This window comes from Halomonas sp. AOP43-A1-21, from assembly GCF_052376775.1.
Lineage (GTDB): Bacteria > Pseudomonadota > Gammaproteobacteria > Pseudomonadales > Halomonadaceae > Vreelandella > Vreelandella colorata.
Map to the genome: position 1 here is coordinate 1 of NZ_JBQSWC010000038.1, position 21203 is coordinate 21203.

At 56.3% G+C, this 21203-nt stretch carries 21 protein-coding genes and 2 riboswitches; of the genes, 6 read left to right on the plus strand and 15 right to left on the minus strand.

What is annotated here, in order from left to right; translation table 11 throughout:
* Window positions 1–51 precede the first annotated feature (51 nt).
* Both ACT3R7_RS17760 and ACT3R7_RS17765 read right to left on the minus strand, forming a co-directional pair.
* Window positions 52–513: a phospholipase D-like domain-containing protein gene (locus tag ACT3R7_RS17760; protein ID WP_192538054.1), complete on the minus strand. Its 462-nt coding sequence runs from the start codon at window positions 511–513 to the stop codon at window positions 52–54.
* Window positions 514–589: 76 nt separating this feature from the next.
* Entirely contained in the window at window positions 590–868 is a 279-nt protein-coding gene (locus tag ACT3R7_RS17765) for a hypothetical protein (protein WP_192538053.1), read from the minus strand.
* A gap of 250 nt (window positions 869–1118) precedes the next feature.
* On the opposite strand from ACT3R7_RS17765, the gene ACT3R7_RS17770 reads away from it, so the two are divergent.
* Window positions 1119–1259 (plus strand): phage integrase N-terminal SAM-like domain-containing protein, encoded by a 141-nt coding sequence (locus tag ACT3R7_RS17770; RefSeq protein ID WP_225736148.1) that lies wholly within the window; start codon window positions 1119–1121, stop codon window positions 1257–1259.
* Window positions 1260–1320: 61 nt separating this feature from the next.
* Here ACT3R7_RS17770 and ACT3R7_RS17775 read toward each other — a convergent pair whose 3' ends face one another.
* Complete coding sequence (locus ACT3R7_RS17775) at window positions 1321–1464, minus strand: hypothetical protein (RefSeq protein ID WP_225736144.1); 144 nt, start codon at window positions 1462–1464, stop codon at window positions 1321–1323.
* A gap of 64 nt (window positions 1465–1528) precedes the next feature.
* Window positions 1529–1864 (minus strand): methyltransferase domain-containing protein, encoded by a 336-nt coding sequence (locus ACT3R7_RS17780; RefSeq protein WP_225736143.1) that lies wholly within the window; start codon window positions 1862–1864, stop codon window positions 1529–1531.
* Between the two features lie 129 nt (window positions 1865–1993).
* A riboswitch (TPP riboswitch) is annotated at window positions 1994–2155 on the plus strand.
* An 86-nt stretch (window positions 2156–2241) separates the two neighbouring features.
* On the opposite strand from ACT3R7_RS17780, the gene tenA reads away from it, so the two are divergent.
* Window positions 2242–2910: a thiaminase II gene (gene tenA, locus ACT3R7_RS17785; protein WP_193091862.1), complete on the plus strand. Its 669-nt coding sequence runs from the start codon at window positions 2242–2244 to the stop codon at window positions 2908–2910.
* An 18-nt stretch (window positions 2911–2928) separates the two neighbouring features.
* On the opposite strand, the gene ACT3R7_RS17790 is transcribed toward tenA, so the two are convergent.
* From ACT3R7_RS17790 to ACT3R7_RS17815, 6 genes are read right to left on the minus strand one after another with little or no spacing between them, the layout of a single operon-like run.
* Window positions 2929–3942, minus strand: coding sequence for a Rieske 2Fe-2S domain-containing protein (locus ACT3R7_RS17790; protein ID WP_192538051.1), 1014 nt, complete (start codon window positions 3940–3942; stop codon window positions 2929–2931).
* The gene (locus ACT3R7_RS17795) at window positions 3942–5102 is read right to left on the minus strand and encodes an ATP-grasp domain-containing protein (protein WP_192538050.1); all 1161 of its coding nucleotides are present in this window, start codon (window positions 5100–5102) and stop codon (window positions 3942–3944) included. Before ACT3R7_RS17795 ends, ACT3R7_RS17790 begins: the two co-directional genes overlap by 1 nt.
* The gene (locus ACT3R7_RS17800; protein WP_192538049.1) at window positions 5095–6330 is read right to left on the minus strand and encodes a cell division protein FtsA; all 1236 of its coding nucleotides are present in this window, start codon (window positions 6328–6330) and stop codon (window positions 5095–5097) included. The genes ACT3R7_RS17795 and ACT3R7_RS17800 overlap by 8 nt, the downstream gene beginning before the upstream one ends.
* Complete coding sequence (locus ACT3R7_RS17805; protein WP_192538048.1) at window positions 6320–7168, minus strand: MBL fold metallo-hydrolase; 849 nt, start codon at window positions 7166–7168, stop codon at window positions 6320–6322. The genes ACT3R7_RS17800 and ACT3R7_RS17805 overlap by 11 nt, the downstream gene beginning before the upstream one ends.
* Entirely contained in the window at window positions 7165–8169 is a 1005-nt protein-coding gene (locus ACT3R7_RS17810; RefSeq protein WP_192538047.1) for an NAD-dependent epimerase/dehydratase family protein, read from the minus strand. Before ACT3R7_RS17810 ends, ACT3R7_RS17805 begins: the two co-directional genes overlap by 4 nt.
* On the minus strand, window positions 8166–9161 hold the full coding sequence (locus tag ACT3R7_RS17815) for a 3-oxoacyl-[acyl-carrier-protein] synthase III C-terminal domain-containing protein (protein ID WP_192538046.1): 996 nt from the start codon (window positions 9159–9161) through the stop codon (window positions 8166–8168). The genes ACT3R7_RS17810 and ACT3R7_RS17815 overlap by 4 nt, the downstream gene beginning before the upstream one ends.
* A 151-nt stretch (window positions 9162–9312) precedes the next feature.
* Window positions 9313–9426: riboswitch (TPP riboswitch) on the plus strand.
* Between the two features lie 74 nt (window positions 9427–9500).
* Between ACT3R7_RS17815 and thiC the strand changes: the two genes are divergently transcribed.
* Window positions 9501–11411 carry a phosphomethylpyrimidine synthase ThiC gene (gene thiC / locus ACT3R7_RS17820; RefSeq protein ID WP_192538045.1) on the plus strand — a complete coding sequence of 637 codons (1911 nt, stop codon included), beginning with the start codon at window positions 9501–9503 and terminating at the stop codon, window positions 11409–11411.
* A 314-nt stretch (window positions 11412–11725) separates the two neighbouring features.
* The gene (locus ACT3R7_RS17825) at window positions 11726–13444 is read left to right on the plus strand and encodes a hypothetical protein (RefSeq protein WP_192538044.1); all 1719 of its coding nucleotides are present in this window, start codon (window positions 11726–11728) and stop codon (window positions 13442–13444) included.
* A gap of 81 nt (window positions 13445–13525) precedes the next feature.
* Here ACT3R7_RS17825 and ACT3R7_RS17830 read toward each other — a convergent pair whose 3' ends face one another.
* The 5 genes from ACT3R7_RS17830 to ACT3R7_RS17850 form a co-directional block, all read right to left on the minus strand.
* The gene (locus ACT3R7_RS17830) at window positions 13526–13705 is read right to left on the minus strand and encodes a CsbD family protein (protein WP_192538043.1); all 180 of its coding nucleotides are present in this window, start codon (window positions 13703–13705) and stop codon (window positions 13526–13528) included.
* 112 nt (window positions 13706–13817) lie between these two features.
* The gene (locus ACT3R7_RS17835) at window positions 13818–14909 is read right to left on the minus strand and encodes a DUF2955 domain-containing protein (protein WP_192538042.1); all 1092 of its coding nucleotides are present in this window, start codon (window positions 14907–14909) and stop codon (window positions 13818–13820) included.
* Window positions 14899–15960: an HlyD family secretion protein gene (locus ACT3R7_RS17840; RefSeq protein ID WP_193091863.1), complete on the minus strand. Its 1062-nt coding sequence runs from the start codon at window positions 15958–15960 to the stop codon at window positions 14899–14901. The genes ACT3R7_RS17835 and ACT3R7_RS17840 overlap by 11 nt, the downstream gene beginning before the upstream one ends.
* A gap of 218 nt (window positions 15961–16178) precedes the next feature.
* A complete protein-coding gene (locus tag ACT3R7_RS17845; protein WP_018919026.1) occupies window positions 16179–16688 on the minus strand; it encodes a porin family protein in 510 nt (169 codons plus the stop codon).
* A gap of 78 nt (window positions 16689–16766) precedes the next feature.
* On the minus strand, window positions 16767–17687 hold the full coding sequence (locus tag ACT3R7_RS17850; RefSeq protein ID WP_192538041.1) for an EamA family transporter: 921 nt from the start codon (window positions 17685–17687) through the stop codon (window positions 16767–16769).
* A 151-nt stretch (window positions 17688–17838) separates the two neighbouring features.
* Here ACT3R7_RS17850 and ACT3R7_RS17855 point away from each other — a divergent pair, with 151 nt between their 5' ends.
* Both ACT3R7_RS17855 and pta read left to right on the plus strand, forming a co-directional pair.
* Entirely contained in the window at window positions 17839–19023 is a 1185-nt protein-coding gene (locus ACT3R7_RS17855; RefSeq protein ID WP_192538040.1) for an acetate/propionate family kinase, read from the plus strand.
* Window positions 19020–21200 carry a phosphate acetyltransferase gene (pta, locus tag ACT3R7_RS17860; protein ID WP_192538039.1) on the plus strand — a complete coding sequence of 727 codons (2181 nt, stop codon included), beginning with the start codon at window positions 19020–19022 and terminating at the stop codon, window positions 21198–21200. Before ACT3R7_RS17855 ends, pta begins: the two co-directional genes overlap by 4 nt.
* Window positions 21201–21203 lie beyond the last annotated feature (3 nt).

Here is a 21203-nt window from a genome sequence, read left to right on the forward strand (position 1 = left end):
AAACCGAAGCGGCACGCCCCGCGCGTCCGCCTTGCGTGATTGGTTAGAGCCTTATTGTAGTTGGCTCGCCAAATTATCTAGGTAAGTCTTAATCTCTGAATGAAAATCATCTTCAACAGTGCCTGAAATCTTAAGGCTAGCTTCGTCACTCGACACCAAGCCGCCCTCCGTGATGTTCGCTGACCCGACGATAGCAGTAAACTTCTTTCCAGTACGGAAATAGTAGATTTTTGAATGCAATGTTCTGGCATTTTGCTTCGTCATAAAATGCTGAACGGATGGCCATTTTTTGATCAGTTTCGCCGCACGTTTTTGTGTGTGAGCAACATTAGAGATAATAGATACTGAAAACTTTTTGCTGACGGCCTTCCGGATAGAAGGCTCCAGACGCCTCACACCCTCAATCTTCAACCAGCCAGAGCAGAGGACTGATTCCTCAGAGTTTTCGACCAACGAAGAAAGTAAACCCTGATGATTCTGATTTTCAGTGTTTAAATTTAGCTCAATAATCATAAAAAGCTCTAACGTTTGATTAAGGGGCTGGCTTTAGTCCGTCCCAGTGAGGGAAACGGGCGATTTGAACCATTTGTTAGGCGCGGTGAATGCTATTTGTTTTAAAGTCTGCGCTCATTATTAGCTTGCTCATTTCATTTGTCCGATCTTCCATTTCTTTTTTTGATTGGAGCTTTTCTCTATATACATACCTGTCAGGATTAACAGATATTGCTAGCTTGAAACCATCGCTACTCTCGGTGGTTTGGATGATTGCGGTGTTATTGATTATGTATGCTTTTTTGCTTTGTGTATCAACGGCGACGATATAGAAAGATCCATTCTTTTCTCGCTCTTCGAGATAGTCAAAATACATAGAAACTCCTTTTTTGATTAGCGCCTAACAGTGATTATATAGCCAGCGGCATAACCTCAATGAACGCGTCAGCGCGTTCATTGAGGTTATCTAGCCGCTCTGATCAAATCTACCTCATTGATTCTATTGCTAGCAAAGTAAATTTTGGCTTCCTATCCAAAATTCGCATGCTGGCACGATTTGTCATTCTCAATAATACTGTGCATAAACACATATAAAGATTAATACAAAGGGATACCCCATGAAGCCAATGGATAGGGTTCAGGCAACCTTGCGGGTAAAACGCTATAGCCTTCGTACTGAGAAGACATATTGCTATTGGATTCGCTTCTTCATTCGCTTTCAGGGAATAGGGCTCCATGCCGCGATGACGGGCGCTGAAGTGAGGTAATGCTTGGGATATTAAGCAATTAAGGCACGTGGCAACCCCCACATTCAATAAGGCGATTCAATTAAACCATTGGCTTTCGCAAAATCAGATCAAACCGATGCCAGTGGTGCGTTACCAGCCCGCCCTCACCTTCGCTTTCGCGAAAAAGCTCGACCTCCAAACCGTTGCAAAGGGCTTCTACTTCTTGTGTCGAATGAAAGCTCATTGTTGAATGCTTGGCCCACTCGTGCCGGTTACCGAAGAGGTGCCCGATAAATAAGCCTCCCGGCTCAAGCGCTGAAAGGATCATGTTCCATAACGCGGGAAAATGCGTAGGCTCGCAGAACGGTAGGCTTAGCCCCGCATGGATCAGGGCTGGGTAATTCAGCTTTCAGTGTTTCAACTCGCGCAATGGCGTTGGGCTCTTTGTCGATAGCCAACACCTTCCAACCCGACTTCAGCAGTAGCGCGGTTTCGATGCCGCCTCCGCAGCCTAAATCGATAGCATGGCCGTTGCCTTTGGGTAAGCATTCCTCCCCCAAAGCGCGTCGTAATAGCGGCGAGGTGGCTCGCATCTGATTGGCGCAATAGAAGGCTTCCCAACCCGTCTTGTTATCAGTAGTCAATGGCGGTACTTCCTGATTGCATTATGCTTTAATGATGAGTGTTGATAGACATAATCAATTCAAATTAACACGTAGCACCCTCCTCCGCTCTCTTGCATCTCCCCCACTCGCCTCCTACACTGCGCTGGATACTGCTTGACGGGGTGCCGGTGAATCCGGCTGAGATGGCGTAGGGCATGCTCTTTTAGAGCGCCAAGCGCTGGTCCCGCTGAACCTGATCCGGCTAATGCGCTGTTGCTTACATAAGTTTGCAGCGCGGGTACCGGCGTAGGGATCAAGCGATGGCGCCGGCTAGCTCTCTCATGATCGCAAGCCACCCTCCGCGCCATTTCCTCGATCTTTTCGCCTGCCCTTCGGATCACTACTCTGGAGGATGTATGGGTTACTGCTTTACCGATCTCACCACCGCTTGCCAGGACGACTGGCGCGCTTATATCGAGCACGACTTCGTGCAAAAGCTTGGCAACGCTACGCTGCCTGAAGCGTCATTTCGCCACTACCTGAAGCAGGATTACCTGTTTTTGATTCATTTCGCCCGTGCCTATGCCTTGGCCGCTTATAAAAGCCCCACCCTTGCCGACTTGCGCCAGGCTCATGAAGGTATGAAAGCCATCGTGGATGTGGAGCTTGGGCTGCATATCGGCTTTTGCCGCGAATGGGGTATTTCGGAAGAGGAGCTTGCCGAGCTGCCCGAAGCGCGGGCGACCCTGGCCTATACCCGCTACGTGCTGGATACCGGCAATCGTGGTGATCTGCTCGACCTACACGTGGCGCTTGCGCCTTGCCTGGTGGGTTACGGTGAAATTGCCAACTGGCTCAACGCCCAGGGCACTACGGTGCGCGGTGGGGATAACGCGTATGACGCCTGGATTGCCATGTACGAAGGCGAGGAGTTTCAAGACGCAATGCGCGCCGAGCTTGAATGGCTGGACGCACGCTTGGCCGACGTCACCCCTGCTCGCTTTAATGAGCTCAGCAAAATTTTCCGCGATGCAACCCGTCTGGAAATCGACTTCTGGCAAATGGGGCTGACGCTGGCCGAATAGTCGCAACGCGTGCCCTCTTTAAAGCATTACCTTCACGGCCGGGTCTTCCCCTTTGGGCAGCGTCTCGCCCATCCAGAGGTGGTGCAAGCGAGTTTTCAGGATATCGCCTGGGCCTGAGATGAATTTTGGCTGACCAAAGTGACTCATCACCTCGTGCTGACGTTCCAGGGCTTTGCGGTCCTGGGCAACGACTGGGGCCAGAAACAGACGAATGGCAGCCTGTTTGAGCCAGCCAGGCGCCATTCCGTTAGGCGTTGAAAAACAGGCAAAGGGCGTAAAGGTGTCCTTGGTTGCCGGCGTAAAAATCGCCGTGACGCAGAGCGTCAGTTGCGTATCACCTTCCCAGCGCGCCTGCACCGTGGTGGGCGGGTAGTAGCGCGAGACGCTGTGCGAGCGGTCGCGCTCGAGAAACCGTGACATCAGGCCCGTATCAGGCTGGGTCTGCTCAATTTTCATATCTATTCCGTTGCCATGGCTGGTAACAATGAGTTCCACGGGCAAACGCTTATCACGGCGACGGATAAAGCCGTGATGCAGGTGATTGGTATGGAAGGGGTCCATCACGTTTTCGATGGCATCGAAGGCGCGCCCCCGCCAAGTGCCCTGCTGCCACCAGAAGTGATCCAGCGCCGGATTGCCTAGATCCGGTGGGAATGCTGGTTCAGCGGGCGCGGCATCCGAGAGCGCGACAAAAATCCCTCCATGACGCTCCAGTACCCGCAATGGCGTTGCCGCCAGGCGCGCATCGCAGGCGGTTTCGACCTGACATCCCGGCACCTCGGCGCAACGTCCATCGCGAGCAAAACGCCAGCCGTGGTAAGGGCATTCCAGTGTGCCATTCATCACACGCCCTTCGGATAGCGGGTAGTTGCGATGAGGGCAGCGGTCCACTAACGCCCCAACGCCCTCGTCAGTCCGAAAAAGAGCGATGGGCGTATCGCAGCACATTACCTTGCGCGCTTTTCCGCGCGGCATATCACGAGACAAGGCTACCAGATGCCACGCATCCAGCACCGCTTGGGGAAAGCTCATCAGGGCAGCTCCTCGCCGTTCCATTCCAGATCATGAGTGGTGGCGGCGTTGGTAGAGTGTTGGTGAAGAAGGCCGTTAAGCGCGAAGCCTGCCGCGTCGGCCAGGGCACCGACCAGTACCCAGCGGTCACCTGGGGAAGAGACCGCATCCCGGCCTGCCCGCAGGCAGCGCCACCAACGGGCCAAACGGGCATGGCGGAGCGCCGTAGGCAAGCCCAACAGCCACATGGCCGGGCCCAGGTAGCGTATGGTGGGCGGCGTATCGGGGGCCGGTATACCATCGCCCATCGCCCGGGCAAGGTGCCCTGCGCCGCCAAGCAGGTGTACACCGCTGGTTGCCCGCGGGTTGCATTCAAGTAGAAAGGGCCTCTCGTTGACATCAAAGATGGCATCGCAGGCGAACTGACCGTGCAGCCTGGCGCTGGCCGCCAACTGGATGGCCAGCGTGTGAAGCTTGGCATGGCGCGATGCGTCTAGCGGCTCAAACGCATAGCTGGCGCCGCCCGCCATTCGCCAGCGCGAGCAGTAAGCACTGAACGCTGTGAGTTGGCCATGATGGGCAACGGCGTAAAAGCAGGCCTCTTCGCCATGGATATACGCCTGAGCCATCCAAGGCTGTGCGGGGTCCAGGCACAACTGGGCAAAGCGAGCCGCCTTCGGGGCAATCAACGCTCGATCACCAAAGCGGCTAAAGCGTGGTTTAAACACCCATTCGTGGCAGGTCGTGCGATACGTCGCGAGCTGGTCGGCGCTCTCTATGGGCTGGCTTTCGGGTACCGGCAACCCCGCTTGCTGGCAGTGGCGTGCGAAGCAGAGCTTGTCGTGAAGCGTGCGTAATGTCTCGAGCGAAGGCGCCATTAGTCGGTCGCCCAGCCAGTCATGCAAACTGGGCGCCGCTAAATGGAACACCTCTTCGCAAGTGGGTATCACCAGCTCAATACGGTACTCCTCGACCAGCGCCCTCACCCACTGACGAAACGCACCGCCCTGCTGCCGAGGCGCGGGATGACGATGTAGCCGGACGGGCAGCGTCGAACAGCGTGCCATTCGCGCGGCGGCGCTGTCCGCCAGGTGCACCTCCCAGCCAGCAGCGGAAAAATCACGAGCAAGCTCAAGCGCCGCCACCGAGCGCGCGCCGGTAATCAACACCTGCCTAGCCATGATGGCTGACTACGCGGCGACGTTTGGGGCCTTGCCAGCCCGTCAGGTCACGCACCACTTCAACCGGCACCGGCAATTGGCACTTACTGATAAGCGTGGCGCTGGCACGCTCGGCGTCGCGGGCCAGGCAGTGGGGCGAGAGATGCAACACCACGCGCTCAAACCGGGCCTCCGCCTGCCAGAGTGCATCACCACCCAGTGCACTCTCCATTGCGGCGACTACCTGAGGCGGCGTTACGGTGCATTGGGCGAAGCGCCATACGTCGCTCACTCGCCCTTGGGGCGGGTAAATGATGCGTCCGGCAAATCCGCAGGGGCAGGAGGAGGCGCCAAGCTCTATATAGTCATCGCCGCGTACACGCACAATGGGCTGACTGACCCGGCGCAGATCGGTAATGATCGGCCGATAGCCCGGCGTGCCGGGCACCGGTTCAAGCTCGATGATCAGCGAATGATCATTGAGATGCAGATGACCATGGGCACACTCGGCACCCAAAAAACCTTCGGTGGCTTGATAGATCGATCGCGATGCACACCCCAGCCGCGTGGTGATGGCGTCGCGTTCGGCCTCTCCCATTGGCTCGCTGCCCACAAACAGATGGCGCAATGTCGGCAGGTTCATGCCCGCCTCTGCCAGTGCGGCCAGGCGATGAGGCGGCGCAATCAAAATCGTGGGTGCAAACGCCTCCAGCGCGCTGCGCGTCTGCTCGTTTGAGTCGTTCAATGGGAAATGACCAAAGACGAAGCGCTTGCGCTGAACATCACTGTAGAGAGCGTTGCTGGCGCGCAGATGCAGGGCCAACCGCTGGCGGGCCAGCAGCGCGCGAGCGGGCAGCAGCCGCGCCAGGCTCTGGCCCAAATAGTCGGCACGCTCTTTGGAAGTGGCCAAAAAGAGCCCGCGGGCAGCACCGCTGCTACCGGTCGACCAGCCGGCTGAAAGCGACCCCGTTGCCAGGCCCTGCTCGGCGGCATCCGCCATGGCATGCAGCGTTTTCGTGCTCAGGCCAAGACTGTTCCAGGCGCCGTAGTCAGCGCGCAGAGCGGCTATTTCGGTAATCGGGACCGCTTCCCACGGCCCCCAGGCAACCGCCGCCAGCGCAGGAGTGCGCGCCAGCACCGGCTGTAGTTGCCTCCATTGGCGAGCACGCCGCGCCTCCAGCTGGCTAGACGAAAAACGCAGTGCCCGGCGGGTGCGCATCCAGGCGGCAGCCAGTTGGTCAACGCGCATGGGACTCTCGAAAGCGTTGCGCACTCTCGGCACAATGCGAGGGCAGAATGGTAAGTTCAGTGTTGTGCTCGGCGGCAGCGCATAGCTTGGCAAGGGTAGCCCGATAGCAGCGAGTGTTCCCCAACAGCGCGGTGGTCAGCCGTGGCGGCGGGCGGCGCTCATGAATCGACTTGCCGAGCCACACGGCATCGGCGGCTAGCAGTATGAGCTGATCCTGCGTGGTGCGCAGCGCCAGCCCCCAATGCCCCACACAGTGCCCAGGCAGCTCGACGGCCAACAGGCTTCCATCGCCAAGAATATCGCGCCCCTCACTGAAGGGTGCAAAGCCACTGGGCAGCGTGACCGCGGGGGCTTCTTCAAAAAAACGGGCGTTGGCATCAGCGGCCTGAGGCACCAGCGCGGGAAGCAACCCCTGACGCACCCGTTTGAAACGCCCGGGCGCGCGCAGCTCGGTCAATCCAGCGCGGGCGCAGTAGATGGGCCGCTCGGCCAAGTGGCGCATGCCGGCAACGTGGTCGCCGTGAAAGTGCGAAATAATGGTCGCAGTAATATCGCTATCGTTGATGCCATGGGCGGCAAGCCAGGTATGCCAGGCGTGTTCCGCGCCCACCTCAACTGGCGTCGCCCAGCGGTAGAAGCGTTCCGGGAAAGGGGTCGTCGCCTCCAGAAATGCAGGGTCGTAGCCGGTATCGAACAGCAACAACCCGCGGGTGGGATGTTCAATCACGCCTACTAGCGCGGGAAAATCCACCGGGTTGAAACGCCCGCCGGAGAGCGTTGCGGCTTCGGGGTGGCGGCAAAGGCCACGCGCCAGCCACCGAAAACCAACGCGAATCATGAAGCCTCCTGCAAAGCTAGCTGCTGCGCTTGCGCCAGCAATGTGGCCATGGCATCAAAGCGTGGCTGATAGCCCAACAGGTGTCGGGCGGGCGCCAGGTCAAAGGTTTGCGAATAGGCAAGGGTGGCCAACTTGTAGCGAGTCAACATCGGTTCGTGTTCGGCGCGGGTCAGCATTCCCCACTGCTCCTGAAGCACGGCCATCGTACGGGCTAGCCCTACCGGTAATGAAATGAACCGTGGGGATTTGCCCAGTGCCCTGGCCAGCCGATAAGCCACGTCATGCACCGTAACGGGCTGGCCACCGGAAATATTGATCGCCTGCCCGGCAAGTTGTGGCGTGCGGGCTTCGGCTTCACAAATTGCCCATGCCGCATCGCGCAGGTCGGTCAGCTCGATCAGCGCTCGCCCTCCTCTGGGTAGCGGCACTCGCGAGCGCCCGGCCAGTTCGGCAAGTTTGGGGAGAATCACGCGATCCCCTGGGCCGACCAACGCGCGGGGGCGAATGGCACAACAATGCAGAGCGTCGCGCCGCGGCGCCAGAACGAGCCGTTCGGCGGCAAGTTTGGTGCGCGCGTAGTGATTGAGTGGCGGCTTCGCGGGCTGGCTCTGCTCGTCAATCAGAAGGCGGTCGCGGTAGGCGGCAAAAATCGACGGCGAAGAGACCAGCACAAAGCGTAACGCGCCGCTCTGCGCCGCAGCGTTGAGTAACTGTTCGGTCATTGTCACGTTGTGGCGCTCAAAGGCTTTTTTCGGCCCCCAGCTGGCTGACAAGGCAGCGGCATGAACGATGCTATCCATGCCTGCCACAAACTGCGCCAGATCGGTTTGCGGGTGTGTCAAATCCGCCGCGATAAACTCAGCCCCAAGTGCCGTCAATACCTCGCCTGCGGCGTGTGAGCGCCCGGTTGCGCGAACTTCGTGCCCGCGCAATAGCGCCTCACGGGCCAATGCCATGCCAAGCCCACCAGTGGCTCCAGTGATCAAGAGACGCCGACTCATACGCGCAGCACCATAGCGCTGGCGCTTATGCCTGCCGCCGTGCCCAGCAGTAAAAGATAATCACCCCGCTTGACCGCACCAGTGGTCAGCGCATGCGCAAGCACAGTGGGAATAGAGGCAGCAATCTGGTTGCCGGTGGTGGCAAAGATATTGATCACACGCTCACTGCGCGGTGCAAATAGCCGCCGCACATGCTCGACGCCCGGCGCGCTAGCTTGATGGCAGACCACACAGCTCAGCTCGTCGCGGGTGATATTAGCCTGCGCCAGGGCTTTATCGATGACGCCAGGTAGCGTCTTGGCAGATGCCTTGAAAATTCCGAAGGCATCCATTTTGAAGTAAGCACCTTCCTTCAACGCCTCGAAGCCCTCTTCGATGCGCAGCCTGGTGCCGCCCGCGCGTAGCTGGGCAAGGCCATGGTGTGCCCCATAGGTGACCGATGCACTTCCATATAGCCCCTGCTGCTGATCGTCGCTTGCTTCGATCGCCAACGCCGCTGCGCCATCGCCAAAAATAGCGCGCGTTTTGGGATCATTGGGGTTTAACCCCGCCGAGGCGATATCGCTGGCGAACAGGAGTATCCGCTTCCAGCGCCCACAGGCAATGCCCATAGCAGCCACGTCCAGCGCGGCTATAAAGGAGAGGCAGGTCTGATTGACATCGAAACTGGGTACGCCAGAGTACCCAAGACCAAGATGATACTGCACCAGAGCGGCCGTAGAGGGAATGGGCTGCTCCATCACACCACACCCGCCGATGATCACATCAGGCAGCTTTTCACCCCACCCTGCCTTAGCCAGTGCCTCTCGGGCTGCGCTGGCTGCCATCATAGAGGTAGTTTCATCACTGCCAGCGACGTGGCGAACAGCAATGCCAAACTGGCGCTCGGTCCAGCCGGGAGCAAAGCCCTGCTCATGATCAAGGGTAAGGGAGGTAAGTTGATATTTGGGTCGGTAACTACCCCATCCCACAATGGCAAAATCGCTAGTCATCGGTTTCCGTCTACTCAGTTCGCTGACCTACTTTAAACCGTACTTTCGTCTAAAAGCGACAAAGCTACTCATAAAATTAGCCCGCACTAAATGACTTGATTCCATCTCAGTGCTGAACCAAACTGCTTTTAGCGCAGCCTGTGGCTGTGCGTAACGCTTGACGGGGTGCCGGTAACGCCGGCTGAGATGGTGCCGATTCAATAGCACTGATCCCGTTGAACCTGATCTGGTTAGGACCAGCGTAGGGATCAAGCGACATGCAGATATTACAGGCAAATATCGTTCTGCCCCTGTCTCTCCCCGCTTGTCCTCCCTACTCGCTCTATAGGGAGAACACTCATGGCTAAAACGACTCACTTTCTTGCCGAAACCGCCGAGGTAGATGCTGCGGCTATTACTCCGCTGCCCGGCTCGCGCAAGATGTATCTTGAAGGCTCACGCCCGGATATCCGCGTGCCGTTTCGTGAAATCACGTTATCGCCCACCAAGACCACCGGCATTGATGAGGAAAACCCGCCGCTGCTGGTGTATGACACTTCCGGCCCCTACACCGACCCCGCAGCACAGATCGACCTGCGCCAGGGCCTGCCAGAACTTCGCCGGGCGTGGATTGAGGAACGCGGGGATACCGAATTTCTGGAGGGGCTGTCATCGGAGTACGGCAAGCGCCGCGCCAACGACCCGACCCTTGCCCAACTGCGCTTCGATTTAAAACGCACGCCGCGCCGGGCACTCTCTACAAAGGACGGGCGGCCTGGGAATGTCACCCAGTTGCACTACGCCCGCCAGGGCATCGTCACCCCGGAAATGGAATTTATCGCCCTGCGCGAGAACCAGCGCCGCCAAGCGCTGGGCGATGCCGAGGTGGAGCGAATCTTGGGCCACCAGCATCGCGGCCAGAGCTTCGGCGCCAGTATTCCGGAGGAGATTACGCCAGAGTTTGTGCGCGATGAAGTCGCTCGCGGCCGGGCGATTATCCCCAACAACATCAACCATCCGGAAAGTGAGCCGATGATTATTGGGCGTAACTTCCTGGTCAAGATCAACGGTAACCTGGGCAACTCGGCGGTCACCTCGTCGATTGAAGAGGAAGTCGACAAGATGACCTGGGGCATCCGTTGGGGCGCAGATACCATCATGGATCTCTCCACCGGACAAAACATTCACGAAACCCGCGAGTGGATTATTCGCAATTCGCCGGTGCCGATTGGTACGGTGCCGATCTATCAGGCGCTGGAGAAGGTTAACGGCGTGGCTGAGAACCTGACCTGGGAGGTGTTTCGCGATACGCTGATCGAGCAGGCTGAACAAGGCGTGGATTACTTCACCATTCATGCGGGCGTGTTATTGCGCTATGTGCCGCTGACCGCTAACCGGGTAACCGGTATTGTCAGCCGAGGCGGCTCGATTATGGCCAAGTGGTGCTTGTTCCACCATCAAGAGAGCTTTCTTTACACCCACTTCGAGGAGATCTGCGAGATCTGCAAGCAGTACGATGTGGCGTTCTCACTGGGTGACGGCCTGCGCCCCGGCTCGATTGCCGATGCCAACGACGAAGCGCAAATGGCAGAGCTGAAAACCTTGGGCGAGCTGACCCATATTGCCTGGAAGCACGATGTGCAGGTAATGATTGAAGGCCCTGGCCATGTGCCCATGCACTTGGTAAAAGAGAACATGGATAAGCAGCTTGAGTACTGCGATGAAGCACCCTTCTACACGCTTGGGCCGCTGGTCACTGATATCGCACCGGGCTACGACCATATTACCTCGGGCATTGGGGCTGCGATGATCGGCTGGTTTGGCTGCGCAATGCTCTGCTACGTCACCCCAAAAGAGCACCTCGGCCTACCCAACAAGGATGATGTAAAAACCGGCATTATCACCTACAAGATTGCCGCCCACGCGGCGGACTTGGCCAAGGGCCACCCGGCGTCCCAGCGGCGCGATAACGCGCTCTCCAAGGCGCGCTTTGAGTTTCGCTGGGAAGATCAGTTCAACCTGGGGCTGGACCCGGACACCGCGCGTGAATTTCACGATGAAACCCTGCCCAAGGATTCGGCGAAGGTCGCGCACTTCTGCTCCATGTGCGGGCCCAAGTTCTGCTCGATGAAAATTAGCCAGGAAGTCCGTGATACCTACCGCGACCGCACGCCGGACAGCGCAAGCGACGCGGAGTCAGTTAAGCGCGGCATGGAGGAACAGGCGGAGAAGTTTCGCCAGGAAGGCAGCAAGCTGTACCAGGAAGTATAAGATAGCGGTGTTATTGACATCATAGCGTTTGAATATGGCTCTTGGGATTCAAAAATCTCAAGGGCCATTTTTATGTTTACTTATAACAAGCGTAATAACGGCACGCTTTTTAATTCTTAACGCCGACCAACATGATCTGAGTCAGCGGTTAATGAATTAGTTAAGTAAGTATTAAAATTACGGCTAAGAAATATTTTTACACACTCAACCTAAAGATAATTTAGTAACACTCGTGTATGGTTCTCATTTTCATGGGTTCTGTTCGTAATGGCGAACCTAAAATTAAAACCTGTCATACACAAGACGGATTTCAGATGAAGACCAAACTTTCGATAGCGATTACTCTTGCTTTGATCAGTGCAGGCCTGATCAGCGGCTGCAGCGATGATAACGAGCCAGCAGCTACAGATTCACATCAGGAAGCACCGAAAAACAATGCGGCTCCCATGCTGAAATATATTCCGGCTGATTCGCCCTACTTCATGGCATCGCGTGAAACGCTATCGGAACAGGAAGCCTTTGCTATCTATCAGAGCACTCAGCCCATGACTTCCTTTGAGTCTGACCTTGATGAAATGCGCGCTGCATTGCCTCATGTTCAAGACGATGACGTTCTATATACATTCATGACGCTAGCCATCGCCTTGGGTGAAGAGCTGATCGGTGTAGAGTCAATTGAAGATGTCCATGCGCTCGGCATGAAAATGAGTCCCCAGGCTGCGCTTTATGGGTTGGGCATCTTGCCTGTCTTGCGCATGGAGCTGCAGGATGAAGGAGCTTTCCGCACCACGCTGCAGCGCGTCCTGACGAAAGCCGATATTACCCTGAGCAAGGCAACTACCAATGATACCGAATACTGGGTTCTGACGCCTGAAGGCCAACTCAAGATAATTCTGGTCATTAAGGACCAGCAGCTGATCGTATCGGTAGTACCGGAAAATGCCAGTGATGAGCTACTAGACCAAGTGCTCGGAAAAACACTACCTGACAGCAATATTGACGATACCAACGCATTGGCAGAGCTGGAACAGCGCTATGATTTCACACCTTACGGTGCTGGACTACTCTCCTCTTCACGCCTGCTGGATGAACTGAGCACACCTACACATCCTGGTACGCTGGCGCTGATGGAAGCGGTTGATGAAGAGCCGCTGAATCTGTCTGGCTGCCAAGCCGATATTGACCGTCTCACCGGCCGTTTCCCTGGGTTAGCAATGGGCATAAGCGAGTATAATACTGATCGCGTGGAGACGAATTTCATCCTGAGAACCGATGAGGGAATTGTCAGCGACCTGCGTGGCCTGACCACCCAGGTGCCGGGGCTTGGCAGTTCTGCAGGCATGGCCAACTTTGGGTTGAATTTGGACCTTCCTGTGCTTATCGAGACCATCCAAAAATATGCACGGGAATTGCGTGAAACCCCCTTCAGCTGTGATGAGCTACAGGACTTGAACAACTCCTGGAGAGATATCAGCATGGCGATCAACAACCCAATTACCATGATGATTGGTCCGTCGCTTTCGGGTTTCCATGCGCGTCTTGATAATCTAAAAATGGTGAATGGCGAGCCTGTCATTGCCGGCATGCTGACTCTTGCTTCTCAAAATCCGATGGGTTTGTTATCCACCATCAGTACCTTCATGCCAGAACTACAGGCTCTTGAGCTAGCACCTGGCGGAGAACCCCAGAAAATAGAAAGCATGATGTTGCCGCCAGAAGCACCGGCGATTTATGCCGCTATGTCTGATACCGCCATCGTACTGGGTGCTGGTATCAGCGACCAAGCGCTTCTCCAGGAAGGGCTTGATGCTCCTGTTTCCGAACGTGACTTATTGGCCTATGGGTATCTGACGGGTGAGTTTTACCGTTCACTGGCCGATATAATGGAAAAGTCGCCATCACCGGAAGTATCACAGTCTGATATCGAGCTGTTTAGGCAGTATGGCAATACTTTCGAGAATATGGAGTACTGGATGGAAGTGGGTGATGCGGGCGTTGAAATGAGCTTCTCTGTAGAACTCGTTTCTCCGTAAAGCTTAAACGCGTAGATAGTTCAAAAAACAAACAGGGGCCAATGGCCCCTGTTGTCGACGTATTATGCTAACACGGTAAAATTACTTTTTCTTGAGGTTCTCCTTAACCTCACCTTTACCTTTTTGAGCTTCGCCTTTAGCCTGCTGCGTTTTGCCCTTGGCCTCGGTTTTTTCGCTGCCGGTCACTTTACCAGCGGCTTCTTTAACTTTACCAGCGGCCTTGTTAGCTGCGCCTTTTGCTTTATCGTCTTTTCCACTCATGACATAAACCTCTAATCCGTTAGTAGGGAAATACGCTGCGTGCGAGGAGACATTCATTTGTCTTTAACATCGCAGTTGCATTATCAGAGTAGTCTTTTTAAAAAAAGTTGCCTCAATTTGTTATAGATATTTTTGTGGGTGCCCAGCTATTAAGCAAAGCATGTAAACATGCCATAACCAAAAGCGTTGCCACCAGCGCCACGCTCATCGAAGAAAAGCGGTATAGCGCGCTATATACCAGGTCCTGGTTAGGCCCGAGCGACTGCCCAAACAAAATGCCAAGCGTAGTAAGCCCGCCAAACCCGATGCCCGAGCCGCCGCCTTCCTTGATATGCTCGCGGCCGAACAGCAAGAGCCCCAGCCAGTAAAGCAGGATAGCCAGCAGGAAGTGATTGCTCTGGGTATACAGTAAAAGCTGCATGACCAGCGCCAGATTACAGCCCAGCAACGTACCGATGGCACGCTTGCGCGCAGATACCCGGGCCCCCGCATAGCCCATGGCAAACAGCACTAGAATGGTCGCCATCTGTGCCGAAAGTGATCCTTGCAGGTCAAACACCTGAAACACGATGAACGAGAGCGTGGCGGTAATCCCGCCGATCAGCGTCTCGTGGCGTATCTGCGCCTGGGGCTTGCTGGCCCTTGGCGGCGGCTCGCGGGGTTCCACGTCGGGAAACAGTGTATGCATCAGCATGGCGATGAACACGGCCAGTACGCTTGCCACAACGTTGGAGGCAAGCAGATCGCTTAAATCGACGCTTGGGTAGCTTGCGAAATGCAGCAGGATACTCAGGGTAAGCACGCCGTTGGCGCCAAACAAAAACAGCGGACCCTTGGCCATCAGGTTGAAGCGAAACAGGAACATGCACAGCACTACCAGTGTCATGACCACCGGCATGTGCTTGAGCAGGCCCATCACTACGCTGACTTCCAACGCATTAAGCGAGACGTTGGCCAGAAACTGGCGAATGATGCTGGCGTTCAGAATGGGCACCATGCCCAGTAGAAACATCGGAAATACGGTAAAGAAGACCCCATAGTTCCAGCCCATGACCTGGCTTACGACGAAACCTAGCGCGCCGCCGCCCGCTACGCGCAGGCATTGGCGCAGGCCGTTTTCGTTTAGCCCAGGATGAGCGTGAGCCTTCGGCGCAGGCTTGGTTTTAGTAAATCTGATCTTAGCAAACCGCGTCTTAATAGACATAGTGTAGCCAGCTGATCAGATGCGTCTGTAGCCAGGCAAACGGGTGGGCCAACAGATGCTCGCCGGGCAGCAGTTGAACTGTGGCGCGTGCACCGCTGGGGGGCGGCGCCAATAACGGCTCGTTCAGGGCAATATGAACACGCAGGCGCTGAGCGTCGCGCACCCAGCGATCAGACGTCGGAATATCCGCCAGCTGCCCGTCGGCGGCCAGTTGGCCTTCGCGTACCCCAGCATCAAAGGCGCTTACCCGGCCTTCAAAGATATGCCCAGGCCAGGCGTCAAACACTACGGCAGCCTCGTCGCCAGGCTGCACATGGCGCAGGCTCTTCTCGCGGAAGTCGGCGATGATATCCACACGCTGGCTGACCAGGGCAATGACCGGCTGGCCCGCCTGCACGTAGTCACCCGCACGTAGCTGCAGATTGGTAACCTGGCCTGTCTCTACCGCGCGTACCTCGGTGCGGGCAACGTCAAGCTGGGCTCTGTCCAGCGCGATATCCGCCTGGCGCAGCCGCAGGTTGGTGTCGCCCTCTTCGCCCAGCTGGACTTCCAGGCTTTCGATTTTGGCCTGCGCGGATGCCACTTCCGCCTGGGCGGTATGTTCGGCGGCTATCTGCTGATCGTACTGCTGCCGAGAAATACTCTGCCGCCCGATCAGCGCTTCCCCACGGCGGCGCTCACCTGCACGCTCTTCAGCGGTTGCCTGGGCAGACGCTAACATGGCGCGTGCGGCGGCAAGTTCCGCTTCAAGCTGAGTGTTTTCGCGCTGGGCCTGCTCTCGCTCAAGCCTTGCCTGCTCTAACGCGATCTCAAAGGGTTCGGGGTTGAGGCGAAACAGCACATCGCCCTTGGCGACCTGTTGATGATCGCGAACCACTACTTCACTGACCGGCGCGCTAAGCTCCGGGGCAATGCGCGTGACCGGGCGCATGACCCGCGCTTCAGGTGTCATGGGCATAAAGCTGTCGGCCACCAGAAAGTAGGCGAATAAAAGGGCAAAAGCAGCCAGCGCCACTTTTACCCAGAGGGCAAAGCGTTGATCAGGGGACATGGGGTATTAACTCGCTATTTCTCGCCGCCGTTGACAGGCCGCTTGCGCGTCTACTCGCGCAGGTATCGTTGAATACCTTAGTCTAACAAACAATTAGCAAGCTAACAATAAAGCGACTATCTTCCTGTTAAGAGGCTAGCCGCTTAACGCTACAGATATAAAAAGCCCCAAGACCAAATGGCCTTGGGGCTTGAGTACATTAACGCTGTTAAGCGCTATTAGAACCGGTAGCGTAAACCAATGCTGGCAGCATCAAAATCGTAGTTGGACTTATCCAGATAGCGCATGTAATCAGCGTTGATCGATAAGTTATTGGCTACATCAATCTCGCCGCCCGCACCATAAGAGAAGCCGCTTTCACGATCGAGGTTAAAATCCACCTCGGTCATACCTACCAAGCCATACAGACGTGCGGTGGGCGCAATAGGGGCGATACCTTTTGCGTAGGCACCTACCAGGTAATCGAGTTCGGCGCCGCCATCGGAGCCGCCCGTACCCAAGTGACCTTCAAGAGCAAAATAATCGTTAAACTGAGCGCCACCGCGTAAGCGTAGACCTACGCTATCGCGCGAGGAGCCGCGGTCAGGATCCAGACTCCAAGCCATGGCGTCGCCGCCAATATAACCTTCCGGGTAACCAAACGCTTGCTGTGCCTGTGCCGATGCCGCGAATGCACTCGTGCCAACCAGGAGTGCTGCAGAGGTGAGTGATAATACGGTCATCTTCATAGTCATTGAACCTCAGTTAAAAAACAGTGTTTCCTTACACCTGCGTATTGTGGCCGATGTGCAAAGAGAACGCAACGTTTAGCGCTGTTTGGAAAGACTAAGCGCGACAATACCACTCACCACCACCGCTCCACCCACCAGCTGGCTTGGGCTAAGCATCTGCCCGAGGACAAAATAGCCGATCACTAACGATGCAACGGGTTCGATATTCATCACCGGGGCATTGCGTGCCATATCCAGGCGCGGCACGAAAATAAACAGCGTTGAAAACCCGCCTGCATAGAGCAGCGCCAGAAACACCAGACCCAGCCAGCCCTGGCTATTTTCAGGTAGGCTCATCCCGCCCGGCACCGCGCCTAAAATTCCGCCAATGATCATGGCGAAAAATACCGTTTGCATGGTTAACAGGCTTCGCAGGGTGCTGCCCACCTGACTTAAGCGATGCTCGGTAATCCATAACGCACAGGCGAACACGAAGGCGGCGACCAAGCCAAAGCCAATCCCGGCCACCCATTCAGGCCCCATTGCATCGGCATTGGAAAGCCAGGTAGGAATATCCAGCACCACGACAAGCCCGATTAATATCGTTCCCATGATGATACAGCTACGCAGCGTAGGCCGCGCCCCCCCCAATGCCCAGCTCAACAGCGCTAACTGAATAGGAAAGGTATTCACCAGCAGTAAAGCAATCACCACCGGCAACCGTGCCACGGCAGAATAGAGGCTTAGGCTTTGAATGGTAATAAGCACGCCCACGGCCAACTGCCAGCGCCATGTTCCGGATGGCAACCAGAGGCGTTTTTTCTGCACCAGTACCAGAGTAAACAGAATCACACAGGCCAACCCCGAACGGGTTAACACGGCCAGCAGCAAACCCGTCCCGTTATCAAAAGCTAACCGTGCCGACACATGGTTAGCAGCAAACATGGTGCCAACCGTAATCATTAACAGGATGGCCAGATGGCGAGGCAACGGGGTGGGTAGCGACGATGCGGACATAGGTACCAAAGCTCAGAATAAGTGGGGCTAAATAGCCAAACATGCCTGTATTTTACATAGAAGGCTAAACAAATACCCTCTGTTAGTGATGCCGCTTGCCGCGTATTAAACTTAGGTCCAAACTTCAGCTTTCTTCTTGGTGGATATTTTTATGAATGCACCGGTGCTGGTCATTAACTGTGGTTCTTCCTCGATTAAATACGCGCTGATCGACTCAGACCCGAATGCGCCGCGTCTGGCCGGGCTGGCCGAGCGTCTGGGCAGTGCCGATGCCTGCTTAAAAGGTAAGAATAGTGCCGGTGAGCGCTTTGACCAGCCACTGCCCAATGCCCACCATACGCAAGTGTTAAACGCTATTTTAGAGCGCCTGGAAGGACGTATCCCTGCGGCCATCGGCCACCGCATTGTTCATGGTGGCGAACAGTTCACTCAGGCCGCGTTGATTGATGAGAGCGTAGTCAGCGCCATTCAAAGCACTGCGGCTCTGGCCCCTTTGCATAATCCTGCCAATCTGGCCGGGATCGCCGCTACCCAAAAGGTGTTTCCCGAGCTGCCTCAGGTGGCGGTATTCGACACCGCGTTTCATCAAAGTCTGCCGCCCACGGCTTACCGCTACGCCCTGCCGGAAAGTCTGTACGCCCAGCACGGTATTCGCCGCTACGGTTTTCATGGTACCAGCCACGCGTTTGTCAGCCAGCGTGCGGCCACGCTTAGTGAACGCGGCGCTGGCGGCTGGCTAACCGCTCATCTGGGCAACGGCTGCTCGACCTGCGCGATATGGAACAATCAGAGTAAAGACACCAGCATGGGGCTCACACCGCTGGAGGGCTTGGTGATGGGCACCCGCAGTGGCGATGTCGACCCGGGGCTGCACGCGCATTTGCACCGCCAACTGGGCTGGTCGCTGGAGCAAATTGATGACGTGTTGAACAAGCAAAGCGGGCTGCTGGGCCTCTCTGGACTGACCAATGATATGCGCGAAGTTGAGGAAGCCGCAGAAAACGGCCATGAAGGCGCCCTGCTGGCACTGAACGTTTTCTGCTATCGCATTGCCAAATCACTGGCCGCGCTTTCCTGTGCGCTACCTAGGCTGGACGGGGTCATTTTTACCGGTGGTATCGGTGAGAACTCCCCCACTGTGCGCCGCCAGGTAATCGGCCTCTTGCCCCACTTTGGCTTTGCCCTAAATGAGGAGAGCAACGCAGCGATGATACGCGGAAAAGAAGGCAAACTGGACAGCGAGAATCATGCAGGACCTGAAGTATGGGTCATTCCTACCGATGAGGAAGGCCGTATCGCGATGGAAACACGCCAGTGTGTGGAGGCTCAAGCATGACTACCCCTGCCCAACCTCAAGCCATCCTGTTAGTGCCCACCAGCGTAGGCGCCGGCTTAACCTCGGCCTGTTTAGGATTAATTCAGGCACTCGACACCATCGGCCTAAAAGCCGGCTTTTTAAAACCATTTATGCAAAACGAGCTGAATGGGCCCGGCCTTGATCGTTCAACCGCACTGGTATCGCGTACCTTAAACCAGCGCCCACCCTCGCCTATCTCTCAATCCAGACTGGAACGCTTGCTGCGCGATGACCAGATTGATGAGCTGATGGAAAACGTGGTGGAGCTTTATGATCAGGTAGTACAGCAGGCCGAGCGCGATAACAACGCCCTGGACTTGGTTGTGGTAGAAGGCGTGGTGCCGACCCAACATACCACCTATGCCACCCAGACTAACGCCCAGCTGGCACATGCACTCAATGCGCGCATTATTCTGGTCGGTACGGGCGATTTACACGACCCCCAAGCGCTTGCTGACGAGCTTGATATGCATGCGCGCAGCTTCGGGGGAGTTAGCTCCAGCCGCACGCTGGGCTGCATTTTAATGCGTATGAAAAATCTGCCCTATGGGCAGGAAGATGATCTTTCAGCAGCCCCCGGCACCATCAAGCCTCAGCTTGAAGAACCCGTACTTGCCGAGCTGCGTCGCTACTCGCCGTCGCTTGCCACCGAAAGCTTCCATTTAATTGGCATCGTGCCGCAAAGCAAAACGTTGACTGCGCCGCGTACACTGGATGTGGCCCGTGCGCTTAATGCCACACTATTGAATGAAGGCGAAGCCGCCAGTCGGCGGGTAATGTCGACCAGTCTGTGCGCCCGTAGCGCAGCCAATGCGCTGCATATCTTTACCCCGGGAAGTTTAGTGGTGGCTTCAGGCGACCGTGATGACGTTGTATTGGCTTCGGCACTTGCCACCATGAACGGCACCCAGCTGGCGGGCGTACTGCTGACCAACGGCTTTTTGCCCAATGACAACATGATTGAGATGTGCACGCCGGCTCTAAAAACCGGACTTCCGGTGTTGGCCGTGGAAACCGATAGTCTGACCACCGCCCAACATCTGAGCCAGCTAAGCAGCGAAATTCCCATTGATGACTTCGGGCGGGCTGAACAGGTCGCACGCTATGTAGCCGCGCATATGGATCTGGAGTGGCTTAAAACCACCTTAAGCAACAGCTATATACAGCGTCTGTCGCCTTCAGCATTCCGCCATCAGTTGGTTAAGCAGGCCCAGCAAGCTCAAAAGCGCATTGTACTGCCGGAAGGAGATGAGCCACGCACGGTGGAAGCCGCGATTATTTGCCAGCGGCGCGGCATTGCCAACTGCGTACTGCTAGGCAGCCGCGAAAAAATTGAAAATGTCGCTCGCAACCGTGGTCTAACGCTGCCGGACACTCTCATGATCATCGATCCGGAAAGCACGCGGGCAAACTATATCGGGCCGATGGTAGAGCGCCGACGTGGCAAGCTCAACGAGCTTACCGCTGAAGCCCAGCTTCAGGATAACGTGGTGCTGGGTACCATGATGCTACAGCTCGATGAGGTGAATGGATTGGTATCCGGCGCCATTCATACCACGGCCAATACGGTGCGCCCGGCGTTTCAGCTGATTAAGACCGCGCCTGAATATAACCAGGTATCGTCGATCTTCTTTATGCTGCTGCCCGAACAGGTAGTGGTATATGGCGATTGTGCGGTGAACCCGGACCCGGATGCTGAAACGCTTGCCGAAATCGCCCTGCAAAGTGCTCGCTCAGCAGAAGCGTTTGGTATCGAGCCGCGCGTAGCCATGATCAGCTACTCAACCGGCGACTCGGGCACAGGTGCGGATGTGGATAAAGTGCGTGAAGCCACTCGCATTGCCAAAGAGCGTGCCCCGCACTTATTGATCGATGGCCCACTTCAGTACGATGCTGCCGCCATTGAAAGCGTGGGTAAGCAAAAAGCGCCCGACTCGCCCGTAGCAGGCCGTGCCACCGTGTTTGTATTCCCCGATCTGAATACCGGCAATACAACCTACAAAGCGGTGCAGCGTAGCGCTCGCGTCGTCAGCGTGGGGCCCATGCTTCAGGGGTTGAACAAGCCGGTGAATGATCTTTCACGCGGCGCTCTGGTAGATGACATTGTCTACACCATCGCGCTGACCGCCATTCAGGCAAGTCAGCGGGAAGCGTAACCT